This window comes from Streptomyces seoulensis, from assembly GCF_022846655.1.
Lineage (GTDB): Bacteria > Actinomycetota > Actinomycetes > Streptomycetales > Streptomycetaceae > Streptomyces.
Genome location: NZ_AP025667.1, coordinates 5,550,581 through 5,565,128, shown reverse-complemented (window position 1 = coordinate 5,565,128; position 14,548 = coordinate 5,550,581). Strand labels below are relative to the sequence as shown.

Annotated in this window: 14 protein-coding genes and 1 riboswitch; of the genes, 10 read left to right on the top strand and 4 right to left on the bottom strand. The window is 71.2% G+C overall.

Annotated features, from left to right (window positions below; all coding sequences use genetic code 11):
* The first annotated feature begins 12 nt into the window (after window positions 1-12).
* The 9 genes from HEK131_RS25415 to HEK131_RS25375 all read left to right on the top strand — a co-directional run bounded on the left by HEK131_RS25415 (window position 13) and on the right by HEK131_RS25375 (window position 9,058).
* On the top strand, window positions 13-642 hold the full coding sequence (locus HEK131_RS25415; RefSeq protein WP_217463147.1) for an alpha/beta hydrolase family protein: 630 nt from the start codon (window positions 13-15) through the stop codon (window positions 640-642).
* Between the two features lie 258 nt (window positions 643-900).
* Complete coding sequence (locus tag HEK131_RS25410; protein WP_217463096.1) at window positions 901-1,596, top strand: sigma-70 family RNA polymerase sigma factor; 696 nt, start codon at window positions 901-903, stop codon at window positions 1,594-1,596.
* Entirely contained in the window at window positions 1,593-1,895 is a 303-nt protein-coding gene (rsrA, locus tag HEK131_RS25405; protein ID WP_161149708.1) for a mycothiol system anti-sigma-R factor, read from the top strand. The genes HEK131_RS25410 and rsrA overlap by 4 nt, the downstream gene beginning before the upstream one ends.
* 106 nt (window positions 1,896-2,001) lie before the next feature.
* Window positions 2,002-3,315 (top strand): HD-GYP domain-containing protein, encoded by a 1,314-nt coding sequence (locus HEK131_RS25400; RefSeq protein WP_244337143.1) that lies wholly within the window; start codon window positions 2,002-2,004, stop codon window positions 3,313-3,315.
* A complete protein-coding gene (locus HEK131_RS25395; protein WP_217463098.1) occupies window positions 3,312-4,541 on the top strand; it encodes an HD-GYP domain-containing protein in 1,230 nt (409 codons plus the stop codon). The genes HEK131_RS25400 and HEK131_RS25395 overlap by 4 nt, the downstream gene beginning before the upstream one ends.
* Window positions 4,542-4,651: 110 nt before the next feature.
* The gene (locus tag HEK131_RS25390; RefSeq protein WP_161150276.1) at window positions 4,652-5,632 is read left to right on the top strand and encodes a tetratricopeptide repeat protein; all 981 of its coding nucleotides are present in this window, start codon (window positions 4,652-4,654) and stop codon (window positions 5,630-5,632) included.
* A gap of 80 nt (window positions 5,633-5,712) precedes the next feature.
* Complete coding sequence (gene def, locus HEK131_RS25385; RefSeq protein ID WP_217463099.1) at window positions 5,713-6,363, top strand: peptide deformylase; 651 nt, start codon at window positions 5,713-5,715, stop codon at window positions 6,361-6,363.
* A gap of 245 nt (window positions 6,364-6,608) precedes the next feature.
* Window positions 6,609-7,691: an epi-isozizaene synthase gene (gene cyc1 / locus HEK131_RS25380; protein WP_244337142.1), complete on the top strand. Its 1,083-nt coding sequence runs from the start codon at window positions 6,609-6,611 to the stop codon at window positions 7,689-7,691.
* Window positions 7,688-9,058 (top strand): cytochrome P450, encoded by a 1,371-nt coding sequence (locus tag HEK131_RS25375; RefSeq protein WP_244337141.1) that lies wholly within the window; start codon window positions 7,688-7,690, stop codon window positions 9,056-9,058. Before cyc1 ends, HEK131_RS25375 begins: the two co-directional genes overlap by 4 nt.
* 28 nt (window positions 9,059-9,086) lie before the next feature.
* On the opposite strand, the gene HEK131_RS25370 is transcribed toward HEK131_RS25375, so the two are convergent.
* Window positions 9,087-10,049, bottom strand: a complete 963-nt coding sequence (locus HEK131_RS25370; protein WP_217463102.1) for a GlxA family transcriptional regulator — start codon at window positions 10,047-10,049, stop codon at window positions 9,087-9,089.
* Between the two features lie 92 nt (window positions 10,050-10,141).
* Between HEK131_RS25370 and HEK131_RS25365 the strand changes: the two genes are divergently transcribed.
* The gene (locus HEK131_RS25365; RefSeq protein WP_244337140.1) at window positions 10,142-10,390 is read left to right on the top strand and encodes a hypothetical protein; all 249 of its coding nucleotides are present in this window, start codon (window positions 10,142-10,144) and stop codon (window positions 10,388-10,390) included.
* Here the strand turns inward: HEK131_RS25365 and HEK131_RS25360 are convergent.
* From HEK131_RS25360 to HEK131_RS25350, 3 genes are all read right to left on the bottom strand, one after another.
* Window positions 10,303-11,316 carry a ribonucleotide-diphosphate reductase subunit beta gene (locus HEK131_RS25360; protein WP_217463104.1) on the bottom strand — a complete coding sequence of 338 codons (1,014 nt, stop codon included), beginning with the start codon at window positions 11,314-11,316 and terminating at the stop codon, window positions 10,303-10,305. The genes HEK131_RS25365 and HEK131_RS25360 overlap by 88 nt on opposite strands.
* Window positions 11,316-13,700, bottom strand: coding sequence for a ribonucleoside-diphosphate reductase subunit alpha (locus HEK131_RS25355; protein ID WP_244337139.1), 2,385 nt, complete (start codon window positions 13,698-13,700; stop codon window positions 11,316-11,318). The genes HEK131_RS25360 and HEK131_RS25355 overlap by 1 nt, the downstream gene beginning before the upstream one ends.
* A gap of 124 nt (window positions 13,701-13,824) precedes the next feature.
* Window positions 13,825-13,950: riboswitch (cobalamin riboswitch) on the bottom strand.
* A gap of 63 nt (window positions 13,951-14,013) precedes the next feature.
* Window positions 14,014-14,520, bottom strand: a complete 507-nt coding sequence (locus tag HEK131_RS25350; protein ID WP_244337138.1) for a GNAT family N-acetyltransferase — start codon at window positions 14,518-14,520, stop codon at window positions 14,014-14,016.
* Window positions 14,521-14,548: the final 28 nt, after the last annotated feature.

The window sequence follows — 14,548 nt, the reverse complement described above, 5'->3', positions numbered from 1 at the left end:
GTGACCTCCAGCATGATCGAGACCATCGAGACCGAGGCCGGGACCGCGCGCGTCACCTGGCATCCCGCGGACGGACCCCGGCTGGTCCTGGCCGTGAGCCACGGTGCCGGGGGCGGCATCGAGGCGCGTGATCTCCAGGCGCTGGCCGCCGCCCTGCCCGCGCACGGGGTGAGCGTCGCCCTGGTCGAACAGCCCTGGCGGGTGGCCGGGCGCAAGGTCGCCCCCGCGCCGAAGACGCTGGACACCGGCTGGCGGGGGCTGTGGCCCGCGCTGACCCGGCCCGGCCTGCCCGTGGTCTCCGGCGGCCGCAGCGCCGGCGCCCGCGTCGCCTGCCGCACCGCCACCGAGCTGGGCGCCCGCGCGGTGCTCGCGCTGAGCTTCCCGCTGCATCCGCCGGGCAGGCCGGAGAAGTCCCGCGCCGGTGAGCTGCTCGGCGCCGGGGTCCCCACCCTCGTCGTCCAGGGCGGGAACGACCCCTTCGGCAGGCCCGGGGAGTTTCCCGGGGAGGGCGATTTCGAACTCGTCGAGGTGCCCTTCGGCGACCACTCCTTCGCGGTGCCCAAACGGGCCCCCGTGACCCAGGAAGCCGCGCTGACGACCGTGACGGACGCCGTCGTGAGGTGGGCCGTGTCACTCGGGTGACCCTCGGGAATGCCGGGCGGGGCACCGCTGTTGTGCCGGACAGAAGTGCTGGAGCGCCGGTGAGGCGTCGTCGCGGGAGAGGAAGTCAGCCGCATGGGTTCGACCGCATGTCCGAGTCGCAGCAGCCGTACTGACCTGGACTGGACGGTGCTGCACGCGGCCAAGACCGCTCCGATTCGAGCGGCGGCGGGTACGGGTCGTGTTCTATCCTCCGAAACGAGTGGGGCCGGTCTCGGCCTCGCGCGGGAACTTGAGGAGGTGGGTCCGGTCACTGGGACCGACGCAGGGGCCGGCAGCGGCCAGGCGGAGCAGCCCGAGGGCCAGGGCGAGAGCGCGGGAACGGGCGCCGAGACGAGCACGGAGCGCAGCGCGCGCTTCGAGCGGGACGCGCTCGAATACCTCGACCAGATGTATTCGGCCGCGCTGCGCATGACGCGCAACCCGGCCGACGCCGAGGACCTGGTGCAGGAGACGTACGCCAAGGCGTACGCCTCGTTCCACCAGTTCCGCGAAGGCACCAACCTCAAGGCGTGGCTGTACCGGATCCTCACCAACACCTTCATCAACTCGTACCGCAAGAAGCAGCGCGAACCCCAGCGCAGCGCGGCCGAGGAGATCGAGGACTGGCAGCTCGCCCGCGCCGAGTCGCACATGTCGACGGGGCTGCGCTCCGCCGAGTCCCAGGCGCTGGACCACCTGCCGGACTCGGACGTGAAGTCCGCGCTCCAGGCGATCCCCGAGGAGTTCCGCATCGCCGTCTACCTCGCGGATGTAGAGGGCTTTGCGTACAAGGAGATCGCGGACATCATGGGGACACCCATCGGTACGGTGATGTCCCGGCTGCACCGGGGCCGCCGCCAACTGCGCGGCATGCTGGAGGACTACGCGCGCGAGCGCGGCCTGGTCCCGGCCGGCGCCGGAGAGTCGGACGAAGCGAAAGGCTCGGGCTCATGAGCTGCGGAGAGCCGCACGAGACGGACTGCAGTGAGGTCCTCGACCATCTGTACGAGTTCCTCGACAGCGAGATGCCGGACGTCGACCGCGACAAGTTCCAGCACCACTTCGAGGAATGCCACCCGTGCCTGGAGAAGTACGGTCTGGAGCAGGCCGTGAAGAAGCTGGTCAAGCGGTGCTGCGGACATGACGACGTCCCCGCCGACCTGCGCGCCAAGGTCATGGGCCGGATCGAGCTGATCCGCTCCGGCGGCACCGTCCCCGAGCATGACGTGACCGCGGTCGCCCGCGAGAGCTGACCGACCCTCTCTTCACCCGAACGTGCTAATCCCACGGGACTAGCCCCCGCACCCCCGGCCCCCGTCCTACGCTCCACCCGGACGGGGCACGGTCGGGGAGGGCGTCATGGAGGCGGTTCCGGCAAGGGCACGGGCCTGCGTGGCCGCTGCCGCCGCGCTCGCCGCACTCTGCGCACTGCCTCTGCCGGCCGCCACCCCCACCCCGTGGGGGGCGCTCGTCCTTCTCGCCGCGCTCTACGCGCTCTGCGACCAGGTCGTCCGCCGCCGCTTCGGCGGCACCTTCTACCCCGTACTGCTCGCCGGGGCCTTCCTGCTGCCCCCGGCCGCCGCCGTGTTCGTCCCGCTGCCCGCCGCCCTGCTCTCCCAGGCCGAGCACGCGCCGACGCTCCCGCGCCGGGTCTGGCGCGCCGCCCGGCCCGCCCTCGCCGTCTGGGCCGCCGCCCGTACCCACGACGCGCTCGACGGCGGCGCCGCGGTCGACGACTCCGTCTTCCCCTACGCGCTGCTGCCCGCCGGGGCCGCCGTGCTCGCCTTCTGCCTGGTGCTCACCCTGCTCGACGGCGCCATGCACGCCGCCGCCGACCGGGTCCCGCTCCGCCGGGCCTGGCGCGGGCTGTTCACCCGCTCCCTGGCCCCCGTCGCCGTGCACGGCCTGGCCGGACTGATGACCGCCGTGCTGTGGCGCAGCCCCTACGGACCCGTCGCCGCGCTGCTCGTACTGCTGCCGATGGGCGTCTCCTGCTGGGTGTTCGCCCAGTACCACCGCGAACGCGCCGCCCACCAGGCCACCATCCGCGCCCTCGTCCAGGCCGTCGACATCAAGGACGGCTACACCCGCGGCCACAGCGAGCGCGTCGGCCAGGCGTCCGTGATGATCGCCCGCCAGCTCGGCATGGACGACGAACGCGTGGAAGTGCTCCGCTTCGCGGGCATCCTGCACGACGTCGGCAAGCTCGGCGTGCCCACCCGGCTGCTGCGCAAGGACGGCCCGCTCACCCCCGAGGAACGCCGGATCATAGAACTCCACCCCGAGTACGGCCACGAGATGACCCGGGGGATCTCCTTCCTCGGCGAGGCCCGCGCCGCGATCCTGCACCACCACGAACGCCTCGACGGCAGCGGCTACCCCTACGGACTCGCCGGGACCCAGATCCCCGAGTGCGCCCGCGTGGTCGCCGTCGCCGACGCCTTCGACGCCATGACCTCCGCCCGCTCCTACAGCCGGGCCCGCCCGGTCGAGACCGCCGTCGCCGAGCTGGAGCGGTGTGCGGGCGCCCAGTTCGACCCCCGGATGGTCGGCGCGCTCGCCGCCGCCCTGCGCCGCCACGGCTGGCGCCCGGAGGTCACCGCCGACGAATCCGTGCCCGGCGGCCCGCCCCGCCAGCGGACCCACGGCCGGACGACGGGAGCCCACCGATGACCGCCCGGCGCCTCATCCACGGCGCCGCCGCCCTCGTCGCGGCCGTCGCGCTCGGCGCCACCCTGTGGACCGGCGTCGACGACCGGGGCACCGCGCTCGCCTTCGGCGTCCTCATAGCCGTCGGCGAACTCACCCGCTGGAAGGGCGGCGGCACCCGCCGCGCCGCACCGCTCGGCACCGCCGGCTCCCTCTCCTACGCCCTGCTCGGCGCCGACGCCGGACACCCCGCCCAGCACGACGCCGCCCAGATCGTCACCGTGGTGCTCGTCGCCTCCCTGCTCGGCGGCGTCCCGCACATCTGGCGCGGCCGCACCCCCACCCTCGACCACCTCGCCCGCCGCGTCCTCACCGTCGGCTTCGCCGCCGTCTGCTTCCAACCCCTCTACAGCCGGGGCTTCTTCGACCACTGGGACGGCTCCGCCTACGCCCTGCTGCTCCTCGCCCTGCTCGCCCTGACCGCCCTGTGCGACGCGGTCCTCGCGGCCGCGCTCGCCCACTCCCGCACCCGGTGGCCCTTCGGCCCGCTGCTGCGCGAGGAACTGCGCGGACTGCTCGGCATCGGCTCCGCGGTCTGCGCCACCGGCGCGGTGATGGCGCTCGCCGTGGCCGTCGCCGGACTGTGGGCGCTGCCGGTGTTCTGCCTCCCGCTGCTCCTCACCCAGTTGTCGCTGCGCCGGTACGCCGCCGTGCGGGCCACCTACCGGCAGACGATCACCTCCCTGGCCCGCGCCACCGAGATCGCCGGGTACACTCCGGCCGGGCACGCCCGCCGGGTCGCCGCGCTCAGCCTCGCGGTGGGCCGGGACCTCGGGCTGACCGGGACCGAGCTGACCGTGCTGGAGCACGCGGCCCTCATGCACGACATCGGCCAGCTCAGCCTGGTCGACCCCGTCCACGCGGGCGCCACCGCCGGCCTGCCAGGGGAGGAGCAGCGGCGCATCGCCCTGCTCGGCGGGGCCGTGGTCCGGCAGACCGGGGTGGCCGCGGCCGTCGCCGTGGTCGTGGAGCGGCAGGCCGACCCCTACCGGGAGCAGCCGGTCGCCGCCCGGATCGTGCGCGCCGTCAACGCCTACGAGGAGAAGGCACGCGACGCCGGACCCGAGGGCCCGCTGCGCGCGCTGGAGGAACTGCGGCTCGCCACCGCCGGGGACTACGCCCCCGAGGTGGTGGAATCACTGGCGCGGGTCCTGTCCCGCGACTGTCTGACCTTGCCCCTGGCTGGGTAACCGATGGGTAATGAGCGCCTCTCCCACGTGACGTGGTTGGATGCGAGGGAGAGGCAGTCCGGGGGCAAGAGCCAGCCCAATGAGCGGAACGGAACTGGCAGGCGGGAATCGTGAGGATCTTCGGCAAGGTACGGAACCGGCCCTCCGCCTCCTGGCGGCAGGCCACCGACCGGGCGTTCACGCTCATCGGCGACGGCCGGTACGAGGACGCGGGCGAACTGCTGACCCGCGCGGCCGATCTGGAGCCCTGGCTCGCCGAGTCCTGGTTCAACCTGGCCCTGCTGCACAAGTTCCGGCACGACTGGGAACAGGCCCGCGCCGCCGGGCTGCGCGCGGTGGCCCTGCTGGACCGGGAGACCGGCGCGCCCGACTGGTGGAACGTCGGCATCGCCGCCACCGGGCTCCAGGACTGGCCGCTGGCCCGGCGTGCCTGGCAGGCGTACGGGCTGAAGGTGCCCGGCGGCGCCACCGCGCTCGGCGAGCCGCTCGGCATGGAGCTGGGCAGTGCGGCCGTACGGCTCTCCCCCGAGGGTGAGGCCGAGGTGGTCTGGGGACGCCGGCTGGACCCCGCGCGGATCGAGGTGCTGTCCATCCCGTTGCCGTCCTCCGGGCGACGCTGGGGCGAGGTCGTGCTGCACGACGGCGTCCCGCACGGCGAGCGCACCACCTCCACCGGGCACTCCTACCCGGTCTTCGACGAGATTGAGCTGTGGGCGCCCTCGCCCGTGCCGACCTGGGTGGTGCTGCTGGAGGCGGCCACCGAGGCGGACCGGGACGCGCTGGAGCAGTTGGCCGCGGACGCCGGGTTCGCGGCGGAGGACTGGTCGTCCTCCGTGCGGTTGCTGTGCCGGATGTGCTCGGAGTCCCGGATGCCGTCCGACGAGGGGGAGGGCGTGCACCTCGACCCCCATGACCACAGCGAGCCCGGTCATCCCGGTCCGCTGGGGCACCGGACCGACGGGCAGCTCTGGGTGCCGGAGCGGGAGTGCGGGATCGCCGCGCCGGCTTCGCTGGTCCGGGGGCTGCTGGACGGGTGGGTCGCGGACAGTCCTGATTCCCGGGACTGGCGGGATCTCGAAGAGGTCTGCTGAGGCTCCTGCGGCGAGCCCGCCCACGTACCCTGTATCAGCATTCACCCCCCAGTTTTTGTGCAGGAAGGCGTCACTCGGTCATGGCTCAGCAGGACACCGATCAGCAGCAGGCGGGCGTGCTCCCCGTCGACGACGAGGGCTATGTCGTCGACACCGAGGACTGCGAGGAGCGCGAGACCGCCTGGCGTGAGCGCGGGACCTCGCGGCCGATCACGGTCGTCGGCAACCCGGTGCTGCACAAGGAGTGCGCGGACGTCACCGAGTTCGGCCCGGAGCTGGAGCAGTTGGTCGCGGACATGTTCGCCAGCCAGCGCACCGCCGAGGGCGTGGGCCTGGCCGCCAACCAGATCGGTGTGAGCCGGAAGGTCTTCGTCTACGACTGCCCGGACGACGACGGCGTGCGCCACACCGGTGTGGTCGTCAACCCGAAGCTGGTCGAACTGCCCGCCTCCGCCCGCCGCCTGGACGACAGCAACGAGGGCTGCCTGTCCGTGCCCACGGCGTACGCGCCGCTCGCGCGCCCCGATTACGCCGAGGTGACCGGGCAGGACGAGAAGGGCAACGCCATCAAGGTGCGCGGCACCGGCTACTTCGCCCGCTGCCTCCAGCACGAGACGGACCACCTGTACGGCTACCTGTACATCGACCGCCTCTCCAAGCGCGACCGCAAGGACGCGCTGCGGCAGATGGCCGAGAACGAACCGCGCTACGACGTGGTCGCCAACGACTGACCGGAGCGCGCGGAACCAGCGCGACCGCACCGAACAGCCACGACGCCCGGCCGGGTACCTCCCCGGCCGGGCGTCGTTCGTCTGTTCGCCGAAAGAATCCCGGCGACTTGGGGTAGTGAATGGAGCAAATCCGTTCCCCTAACGGTCAGTTGTAGTGCTGAATGGGGGTGCGGGGATACGCAACGGCGCACGCCCGGCACGGCAAGGAGGGGCGTGTGCTCCTGGCGGTCGAGAGGGGACTGTTCGTGCATGCATTCTCACGCGGCACCACATCGGCGACAGCGGTCGCGGTACCACCGTCCCTCGCGCTTCCGGTGATCGAGGACGCCTTTCCCCGGGAGCTGCACCCGTATTGGCCGAAGCTCCAGGAGAACACCCGGCAGTGGCTGCTGGAAAAACGGCTCATGTCCCCGGACAAGGTCCGTGAGTACGCCGACGACCTCTGCTACACGGATCTGATGGCCGGCTACTACCTGGGCGCCCCCGACGACGTGCTCCAGGCCATAGCCGACTACAGCGCGTGGTTCTTCGTCTGGGACGACCGGCACGACCGCGACATCGTGCACGGCCGGCCCGAGGACTGGCGGCGGCTGCGACAGCGTCTGCATACGGCGCTCGACGCACCCGAGGACCATCTGCACCACCCGGACGCCCTGGTAGCGGCCTTCGCGGACAGCGTGCTGCGGCTCTACGCGTTCCTGCCGCCCGCCTGGAACCAGCGGTTCGCCCGGCACTTCCACGAGGTGATCGAGGCGTACGACCGCGAGTTCCGCAACCGCACCGAGGGCCGTGTGCCCGGTGTCGAGGAGTACCTCGCGCTGCGGCGGCTCACCTTCGCGCACTGGATCTGGACCGACCTCCTGGAAGCCGGTGCCGGATGCCGGCTCCCGGACGCGGTGCGGAAGAACCCGGCCTATCGCCGCGCGGCCCTGCTGAGCCAGGAATTCGCCGCCTGGTACAACGACCTGTGCTCGCTGCCGAAGGAGATAGCGGGCGACGAGGTCCACAATCTCGGGATCAGCCTCATCACCCATTCAGGGCTCACCCTCGAAGAAGCCGTCGGAGAACTGAAGGGGCGCATCGAGAAATGCATCGGTGAATTCCTCGAAGCCGAGCGCGAGGCGCTGGAGTTCGCCGACCGGCTGGCCGACGGAACCGTGCACGGAAAGAAACTGAGCGCCGCCGTGCGGACCTGTGTCGGCAATATGCGGAACTGGTTCAGCACCGTCTACTGGTTCCACCACGAGTCCGGCCGCTACATGGTCGACAGTTGGGAGGACCGGTCCACACCCCCGTACGTCAACAACGAAGCGGCAGGTGAGAAATGACCGTCGACTCTGTCAATCCCGAGACGCGGGAAGTGGCCGAACTGAAGGAGCCGCCCCTCGCGGGAGGCTCCGTCCCGGTGTTCGGACACGGCCTGAAACTGGCCGGTGACCCGCTCGCGTTCATGTCCCAGTTGCGCGACCACGGCGAGGTGGTGCGCCTCAAGCTGGGCCCCAAGACGGTGTACGCCGTCACCGCGCCGGAGCTCACCGGCGCACTCGCGCTGAGCCCCGACTACAAGATCGACGGGCCGGTGTGGGAGTCCCTGGAGGGGCTGCTCGGCAAGCAGGGCGTGGCTACCGCCAACGGCCCGCTGCACCGGCGGCAGCGGCGCACCATCCAGCCCGCGTTCCGCCTCGCCGCGATCCCCGCCTACGGGCCGATCATGGAGGAGGAGGCGCACGCCCTCACCGAGCGCTGGCGGCCCGGCGTGCCCGTCGACGCCACCTCCGAGTCCTTCCGGGTGGCCGTGCGCGTCGCGGCCCGCTGCCTGCTGCGCGGCCAGTACATGGACGAGCGCGCGGAGCGGCTGAGCACCGACCTCGCCACCGTCTTCCGGGGCATGTACCGGCGCATGGTGCTCCCCCTGGGACCGCTGTACCGGCTGCCGTTCCCGTCCAACCTCGAATTCAACCGGGCACTGGCCGATCTGCATCTGCTGGTGGACGAGATCGTCGGCGAGCGGAGGGCATCCGGTCAAAGGCCGGACGATTTGCTGACGGCTTTGCTGGAGGCGAAGGACGACAATGGCGATCCCATCGGCGAACAGGAGATCCACGACCAGGTCGTCGCCATACTCACCCCCGGAAGCGAGACAATCGCCTCCACGATCATGTGGCTCCTCCAGATCCTCGCGGACCATCCGGAGCACGCCGAGAAGGTGCGCGCGGAAGTTGAATCGGTAACCGGCGGTGCGCCGGTCGGATTCGAGCACGTACGCAGGCTCGGCCATACGAACAATGTCGTCCTGGAGGCCCTCCGGCTGCGGCCCGCCGTATGGATATTGACCCGCCGCGCGCTCACCGACACCGCACTCGGTGCCTATCGCATTCCAGCCGGGGCGGACATCATCTACAGCCCCTACGCGATTCAGCGCGACAGCCGCTCCTACGCCCGCCACCTCGAATTCGACCCCGACCGCTGGCTGCCGGGGCGGGCCGAGGAGGTGCCGAAGTACGCCATGAGCCCCTTCAGCGTCGGCAACCGCAAGTGCCCGAGCGACCACTTCTCCATGGCCCAGCTCAGCCTGATCGTCGCGGCGGTCTCGGCGAAGTACCGCTTCCGCCAGGTCGAGGACTCGGACGCCTCCACGCGCGTGGGCATCACCCTGCGCCCGCACCGGCTGCTGGTCGAGCCCATGGAGTGGTGAGGGCTCACGCCGCCCTGCCGGCGCGCGTTCAGGCGGCCTGCGGGCCCCGGAACGCGCGCCGGTAGGCGTTCGGGGTGGTGCCGAGCGCCCGCACGAACTGGTGGCGCAGGGCGGCCGCGTTGCCGAACCCGGCCCGCCACGCGATCGAGTCCACCGTCTCGTCCGTCGCCTCCAGCAACTCCTGTGCCAGCAGCACCCGTTGGCGCAGGAGCCAGCGGTACGGGGTGGTGCCGGTCTCCTGCTGGAAGCGGCGGGCGAAGGTGCGCGGGGACATGTGGGCGCGGGCGGCGAGCTGCTCGACGGTGACCTCCTGGTCGAGGTGCTCCTCCATCCACACCAGCACCTCGCCCACGGTGTCGCAGGGCCCCTTGGGCAGCGGACGCTCGATGTACTGGGCCTGGCCGCCGTCGCGGTGCGGGGGCACCACCATCCGGCGGGCGATCTTGTTGGCGACCTCCGGCCCCTGCTCCTTGCGGACCAGGTGGAGGCAGGCGTCGATTCCGGCCGCCGTCCCGGCGGAGGTGATCACCGGGTCCTCGTCGACGTAGAGGACGTCCGGCTCGACCGTGACGCGCGGGTGGCGCCGGCTCAGCTCCTCGACGTTGTGCCAGTGCACCGCGCACCGGCGTCCGTCCAGCAGTCCGGCCTCGGCCAGCACGAACACCCCGGTGCACACGCTGAGCACCCGCGCGCCGCGGTCCACGGCCCGGCGCAGGGCGTCCAGCAGCGCGGGGGGATAGTCGCGGGAGGCGTAGGACTCGCCGGCCGGGACGGCGATCAGATCAGCTTCCTCCAGCCGCTCCAGACCGTGCGGGGTGGAGACGGTGAAGCCGCAGTGGGTGTCCAGGGTGGGGCCCTCCGCCGAGGCCACGGCGAAGTCGTACACCGGCAGTCCGTCGTCGCTGCGGTCGACGCCGAACACCTCGCACACCACCCCCAGCTCGAAGGGGTGCACCCCGTCCAGCAGGACCGCGACCACGTTCTTCAGCATGCTGCCAGTGTGCCTCGGCGCTGGCAGGAATTCGAGGGTTCGCGGCAGTCCTGCCAGTGTTGGTCAGGAGTGTTCAGCGCAAGGCTGATGACATGAACGGAAACCAGATCGAAGGTCTCATCGGAATGGCCGCCACTCTCGGCATCCTGGTCCTCCTGGTCCTGCCCTCGGTGATCGGCATCGTGCGCGACCGGCGCATCGACCGACAGCTCGGGCAGGCCCAGAAGGACCGCGGAAAGGAGACTCGGACGACTCAGAAGTCCTCGTCCAGGTCCACGGTGCCCTCCACCGCGACCTGGTACGCCGACGGACGGCGCTCGAAGAAGTTCGTCAGCTCCTGAACACCCTGCAGCTCCATGAAGGAGAAGGGGTTCTCCGAGCCGTACACCGGGGCGAAGCCGAGGCGCGTGAGGCGCTGGTCGGCGACGCACTCCAGGTACTGCCGCATCGACTCGGTGTTCATGCCGGGCAGGCCCTCACCGCACAGGTCGCGGCCGAACTGCAGCTCGGCCGCGACGGCCTCCCGGATCATGTCCGTGACCTGCTGCTCGAGCTGGTCGTCGAACAGCTCCGGCTCCTCCTTGCGGACGGTGTCGACCACGTCGAAGGCGAACGACATGTGCATCGTCTCGTCGCGGAACACCCAGTTGGTGCCGGTGGCCAGGCCGTGCAGCAGACCACGGCTGCGGAACCAGTAGACGTACGCGAAGGCGCCGTAGAAGAACAGGCCCTCGATGCACGCGGCGAAGCAGATCAGGTTCAGCAGGAACTTGCGGCGGTCCGCCTTGGTCTCCAGCCGGTCCAGCTTGTCGACCGAGTCGATCCACTTGAAGCAGAACTCGGCCTTCTCGCGGATGGAGGGGATGTTCTCCACCGCCGCGAAGGCGTCGGCGCGGTCCTCGGGGTTGGGCAGGTAGGTGTCGAGCAGCGTCAGATAGAACTGGACGTGCACGGCCTCCTCGAAGAGCTGACGGCTCAGGTAGAGCCGCGCCTCGGGGGAGTTGATGTGCTTGTACAGCGTCAGCACCAGGTTGTTCGCCACGATCGAGTCACCCGTGGCGAAGAACGCCACCAGGCGGCCGATCAGGTGCTGCTCCTCCGGCGACAGCTTCGCGAGGTCGGCGACGTCCGAGTGGAGGTCGACCTCCTCGACGGTCCAGGTGTTCTTGATCGCGTCCCGGTAGCGCTCGTAGAAGTCCGGGTAGCGCATGGGGCGGAGAGTCAGCTCGAAGCCGGGGTCGAGCAGGTTCTTGGTCTCGTCGGACATTACTGGCAGGCCTCGCAGGACTCGGGGTTCTCAAGGGAGCAGGCGACGGCGTCGGGGTCGGCGGCCTGCTGGACGGGGATGGTCGTGGTCTCCTGGACCCGGCCCTGGGCGGCACGGGCGATCCGGGTCGCCGGGCGCGAACGCAGGTAGTACGTGGTCTTCAGACCCGACTTCCAGGCGTAGGAGTACATGGAGGAGAGCTTGCCGATGGTCGGCGTCTCCAGGAACAGGTTCAGTGACTGAGCCTGGTCCAGGAACGGGGTACGGGCGGCGGCCATGTCGATCAGACCGCGCTGCGGGATCTCCCACGCCGTGCGGTACAGCGCGCGCACGTCCTCGGGGATCCAGGCGAAGCCCTGCACCGAGCCGCTGGCCTCGCGCAGCTCCTCACGGGTGCGGGCGTCCCACACGCCGAGGTTCTTCAGCTCCTGCACCAGGTAGGCGTTGACCTGGAGGAACTCGCCGGACAGCGTCTCGCGCTTGAACAGGTTGGACACCTGCGGCTCGATGCACTCGTACACACCCGCGATGGAGGCGATGGTGGCTGTCGGCGCGATGGCCAGCAGCAGCGAGTTGCGCATGCCGACCTCGGCGATCCGCTCCCGCAGCGCCGCCCAGCGCTCCGGCCAGGTCAGCTCGACGCCGTAGTGGTCGGGGTGCAGCACGCCCCGCGCGGTACGGGTCTGCTCCCAGGCGGGCAGCGGGCCGTTGCGCTCGGCGAGGTCGGCGGACGCCTCGTAGGAGGCCAGCATGATCCGCTCGGCGATCCGCGTGGACAGCGCCTTCGCCTCGGGGGAGTCGAAGGGGATGCGCAGCTTGAAGAAGACGTCCTGCAGACCCATCGCGCCGAGGCCCACCGGGCGCCACTTGGCGTTGGAGCGGCCCGCCTGCTCGGTCGGGTAGAAGTTGATGTCCACGACCCGGTCGAGGAAGGTCACGGCCGTACGGACGGTCTCGTCCAGCCGCGCCCAGTCGATGTCGCCGTCCACCACGAAGGCGCCCAGGTTCACCGAGCCGAGGTTGCAGACCGCGGTCTCCCCGTCGTCGGTGACCTCGAGGATCTCCGTGCACAGGTTGGAGGAGTGGACCACGTTGCCCGGCAGCGCCGTCTGGTTGGCGGTGCGGTTGGCGGCGTCCTTGAAGGTCATCCAGCCGTTGCCGGTCTGGGCCAGGGTGCGCATCATGCGGCCGTACAGCTCGCGGGCCGGCATGGACTTCTTCGCCAGGCCCGCCTCCTCGGCCTTGCGGTAGGCCGCGTCGAACTCCGGGCCCCACAGGTCGACCAGCTCGGGCACGTCCGCCGGGGAGAACAGCGACCACGGCTCGTCGGCGTTGACCCGGCGCATGAACTCGTCCGGGATCCAGTGCGCGAGGTTCAGGTTGTGCGTACGGCGCGCGTCCTCACCGGTGTTGTCGCGCAGCTCCAGGAACTCCTCGATGTCGGAGTGCCAGGTCTCCAGGTACACCGCGGCAGCGCCCTTGCGCCGCCCGCCCTGGTTCACCGCGGCCACCGAGGCGTCCAGCGTCTTCAGGAACGGCACGATGCCGTTGGAGTGCCCGTTGGTGCCCCGGATCAGCGAACCCCGGCTGCGGATGCGGGAGTAGGACAGGCCGATGCCGCCGGCGTGCTTGGAGAGCCGGGCGACCTGGTGGTAGCGGTCGTAGATCGAGTCCAGCTCGTCCAGCGGGGAGTCCAGCAGGTAGCAGGACGACATCTGGGGGTGCCGCGTACCGGAGTTGAACAGGGTGGGGGAGGAGGGCAGGTAGTCGAGGCGGCTCATCAGGCCGTAGAGCGCGGCGACCTCGTCCACGGCCGGGGCGCTGTCGTTCTCGGCCAGGCCGCTCGCCACGCGCAGCATGAAGTGCTGGGGCGTCTCGATCACCTTGCGGGTGATGGGGTGGCGCAGCAGGTAACGGCTGTGCAGGGTGCGCAGACCGAAGTAGCCGAACCGGTCGTCGGCGCCGGTGTCGATCAGGGCGTCGAGCCGGGCGGCGTGCAGCGTCACGAAGTCGGCGGTGCGGTCGGCGACCAGGCCCTCGCGGTGGCCCACGGTCACCGACTCGGTGAAGCACGTCACGCCCTGCGAGGCGGCCTCGGCGCGGATGGAGAGCGTGAGCAGCCGGGCGGCCAGCCGGGAGTAGGCCGGGTCCTCCGAGATCAGACCGGCGGCGGACTCCGTGGCCAGCTCGCGCAGTTCCGCCTCGTCGGCACGCGCGGACCGGCCGCGCAGCGCGGCGGCCGCGACCCGTCCGGGGTCCGCGTCCGGGAGATCGGCGGTCAGCTCGGTCAGGGTCCGCAGCAGCGCGGCGCCGGGGCCGTCGTTCTCCACAGGGGCCTCGGTCGCCGGGTTGGCTGAAGCCGGGTCGGCAGGCGCGATGGTCACGTGGGGCTCTCCCTCGCTGGGCACGGGGCCAGGCGGAGGGAAGGGGAGGCACGAGCGCACGCGGCGTCGCGTCCACCGGCCCACTCCACGAGGCCCGGACGTCTTCGAGCACCCGGGCCGGACGGCCGGGCGCGCGCTGTCGGCAGGTCCTCGGACTGACTCTGGCGTGCACGAAGCACGCAAGTACACCGTTGCGGGACAGTTCCGGATTCGCACCGGATTCCCCTGCGACGACAGCGAGCACGAGCATACATCTAGTGCCGGGCTGCGGTGACACCCCCAGATGTTGTGTCTGTTGTGTGTCGCGGTGGCTTCAAAGCGTCAACTCGTAGGTGAGCAGGGCGAGGTCCAGCAGGTCTGGCAAGGGGTTCCAGTCGCGCTCCGGGGTGCGCCGGAAACCGAGGCGTTCGTAGATCCGGTGGGCGCCGTACATCGTGCGCTGGGTGGACAGGACGACGCGCACACAGCCCTCGACGGCCCGTGCGCGCTCCACACAGGCGCGCACCAGCGCCTCCCCGGCTCCCTGGCCCCGGCCGGCGTGCGCGACCGCCAGCATGCGGATCTCGGCCTCGCCCGGGCCCGCGATGTCGGCCATGGGTCCGCCCGCCGGGACGAAGGTGACCCCGCCGAGCAGGACGCCCCCGCGCACGGCCACCAGGACGTCCGCGGCGGCGGCCCGCCGGGCCACGTCCCGCAGCTCGCCCAGGTACGCGTCGCCCTCCCCGAAGTCGAGCAGTCCGTCCTGGAGGTAGGCCTGCGCGGTGATCTCGCCCAGGGCGTCGTACTCGGCGGGTCCGGCCGGTCTGATGTGGAGGTCCATGACCGGGAGTGTGTGCGACGACGGGCCG

Coding starts and splice junctions, on each gene's coding strand:
- HEK131_RS25415 (WP_217463147.1), top strand. CDS start 13: ATGATCGAGACCATCGAGACCGAGGCCGGGACCGCGCGCGTCACCTGG.
- rsrA (WP_161149708.1), top strand. CDS start 1,593: ATGAGCTGCGGAGAGCCGCACGAGACGGACTGCAGTGAGGTCCTCGAC.
- HEK131_RS25400 (WP_244337143.1), top strand. CDS start 2,002: ATGGAGGCGGTTCCGGCAAGGGCACGGGCCTGCGTGGCCGCTGCCGCC.
- HEK131_RS25395 (WP_217463098.1), top strand. CDS start 3,312: ATGACCGCCCGGCGCCTCATCCACGGCGCCGCCGCCCTCGTCGCGGCC.
- def (WP_217463099.1), top strand. CDS start 5,713: ATGGCTCAGCAGGACACCGATCAGCAGCAGGCGGGCGTGCTCCCCGTC.
- HEK131_RS25375 (WP_244337141.1), top strand. CDS start 7,688: ATGACCGTCGACTCTGTCAATCCCGAGACGCGGGAAGTGGCCGAACTG.
- HEK131_RS25370 (WP_217463102.1), bottom strand. CDS start 10,049: ATGCTGAAGAACGTGGTCGCGGTCCTGCTGGACGGGGTGCACCCCTTC.
- HEK131_RS25365 (WP_244337140.1), top strand. CDS start 10,142: ATGAACGGAAACCAGATCGAAGGTCTCATCGGAATGGCCGCCACTCTC.
- HEK131_RS25360 (WP_217463104.1), bottom strand. CDS start 11,316: ATGTCCGACGAGACCAAGAACCTGCTCGACCCCGGCTTCGAGCTGACT.
- HEK131_RS25350 (WP_244337138.1), bottom strand. CDS start 14,520: ATGGACCTCCACATCAGACCGGCCGGACCCGCCGAGTACGACGCCCTG.